Origin of the sequence: Mycobacterium sp. NAZ190054 (genome assembly GCF_001545925.1) — a bacterium.
Classification (GTDB): domain Bacteria; phylum Actinomycetota; class Actinomycetes; order Mycobacteriales; family Mycobacteriaceae; genus Mycobacterium.
This window is the reverse complement of the sequence record NZ_LMVQ01000419.1, coordinates 1-2,027: the sequence shown is the minus strand read 5'-3', so window position 1 is coordinate 2,027 and position 2,027 is coordinate 1. Positions and strand designations below refer to the sequence as shown.

At 71.8% G+C, this 2,027-nt stretch carries 2 protein-coding genes and 3 pseudogenes; all 5 read right to left on the bottom strand.

From position 1 onward, the window contains the following. Positions 1–103: pseudogene (locus ASJ79_RS34405) on the bottom strand (cupin); the annotation flags it as partial. After that, positions 61–609, bottom strand: a pseudogene (locus ASJ79_RS31475) (primosome assembly protein PriA); the annotation flags it as partial. The pseudogenes ASJ79_RS34405 and ASJ79_RS31475, both read right to left, overlap by 43 nt. Further along, on the bottom strand, positions 606–1,316 hold the full coding sequence (locus tag ASJ79_RS23150; protein ID WP_067960435.1) for a lysoplasmalogenase: 711 nt from the start codon (positions 1,314–1,316) through the stop codon (positions 606–608). The gene ASJ79_RS23150 and the pseudogene ASJ79_RS31475, both read right to left, overlap by 4 nt. Positions 1,317–1,408: 92 nt before the next feature. Then, on the bottom strand, positions 1,409–1,591 hold the full coding sequence (locus tag ASJ79_RS31470) for a hypothetical protein (RefSeq protein WP_082754009.1): 183 nt from the start codon (positions 1,589–1,591) through the stop codon (positions 1,409–1,411). 316 nt (positions 1,592–1,907) lie between these two features. Beyond that, positions 1,908–2,027: pseudogene (locus tag ASJ79_RS32690) on the bottom strand (FAD-binding protein); the annotation flags it as partial.

Below are 2,027 nucleotides of genomic sequence, written 5' to 3'. Positions count from 1 at the left end.
TGCGGAAGCCGTGGATGCCCCCGGGCGGCACGTACAGGAAATCGTCGGCGCGGCCGTCGACCCACTCGGTGCCGTTGTAGAGCGACAGCGTGCCGGACAGCACGAAGAAGGCCTCGGACATGCCGCGCGGGCGGCACGGCCCTCGCCGAGCGCGGCGATGAACTGCTCTCCGCCGCTGTAACGCTGCCACGCAGCGGTGTCCACGGGGCGGGCAGACAACGGTTCCAGGGTTTCGCGGACGCGTTTCTCGGCGTTGGCGTGCCGCGGCGGCACGGCCAGCCGCAGCACGTCGGCGCGGGTGCCCGCGTACCGGGCGGCCACCGCGTCGACCAGCCGGCGCACGTCGTGGGTCAGCACGCACTCCGGCGACACCACTTTCTCCAGCCATCCCAGCTTTCCGGCATGGTCGGTATCGGAACGTCTTTCGAGCACGAAGGCGTCGACGAGCCGGCCGTGGAAGCGGACCCGGACCCGGACCCCGGGCTGTGCGTCGTCGGACTGCTCGGCCGGGACCAGGTAGTCGAACTCGCGGTCTAGGTGCGGCACGGTGAGCATCGGCAGCACACGGGCCACGGGCTCGTGTTCGGCGGCCTGCCGGGTGGTGCTCACCCCGCAGGTGTAGCAGACGGCACAGACGCGCGGCCGAACAGCAGGCCCGCGGTGATCAACAGCAGCGACGTCGCGTACACCCACCAGATCGGCACCGCGAGCGCCTCGGATCCGAGGATGAACTTGTCGACGCCGATCATCGCGTCCGACACCGCGAAACACACCGCCCCCAGCGCGGTCCACGGGGTCGGGAGGTCGGCCAGTAACGCGGTGCACACCATCGCACCGAGGACCGCGATGTACACGACGACCGGCACCGCCATCCCCTGCTCGAGCAGCCGCGGCCAGAACCACACCAGCAGCGCCGCGCAGGCCACCACCACGGCCGCGACACCGGCCAGCCGCGGACGCGACGACGCCGCCAGCGGCAACAGTGCGGCCAGGAAACACAGGTGGGCGATCAGGAACGCGGCCAGGCCCAGGACGAACGACGGCTCCCACCACGGCATCGCGAGCAGGTAGTCGCCCGCGGCGGAGAACACCAGCGCCCCGACCAGCCACCGTCGCTCCCGGCCGATGCGGTGTGTCAGGGCCGCCCCCGCGAGCAGCACCGCGGCCAGCGCCTTCACCGCCGGCTGCAGACCGAACTGCCCGGTGAGCTCCGAACCGGCCGGGACCCGGGCGGCGGTGACGATCAGGAACACCCCGTATCCGGCGGCCACGACGGCGGCGGCCGCCCACAACGCCCGTCCTCGAGTCCTCGGCATGCGGAGAACCTACTATTTGACAGGATGGGCAGAACTCGGCGCCGCGAGCGACCTGACAGCGTTCGCGTCGCGACGCTCGACGTGCAGCACAGTCAGCGACGGTCGGCGGTCGTCGTCGGGCCCGTGGCGCTGCCGTCGGCAGACGAACTCACCGCGCGACTGCTGGCGATGGCAGAAGCCGGCCCGGCGGCCAGGATCGCGTTGCACCCGTCCACGGCCGGCACCCGCTGGCGGTTCTCCCCCGCCTCGCTGCGGCACGTGGTGTCGACGGCCACCCGCGCGCCGGGCTCTGATCCCGTCGAGTTGCTGGCGACGCTGCGCCGGTGCCCGGGCGACGGTCTGCGGATCCTGGCCGCCGGCGACTATCTCGCGATCGACTTCAGCCACGGGCTCGGCGAGGTGCCGCTGCTCGACTTGCTGATCGCCGTGCTTCTGGGTGACGTGGACCCCGGCGACGACACGGTATGGGAGCCCTACCGGCATGCGGTGTCACCCCTGGTGACCGCCGGGATACGGGCGATCGGCCTGTCCCCGCAGCGGTTGCTGCCGTTGTGGCGTCAGCATCGCCGCAACGTCGGGGCGCCGGGACCGCCGCAGCACCCGGGCGTGTTCGTCGGTGCGCAGTCCGCCGGAGGTGCCGAGGTCACCGAGGATGATCTGGAACGCGTAGTACGGCGGCTTGCCGAGCGGATGCAGGTTCGGGTTAGGCAG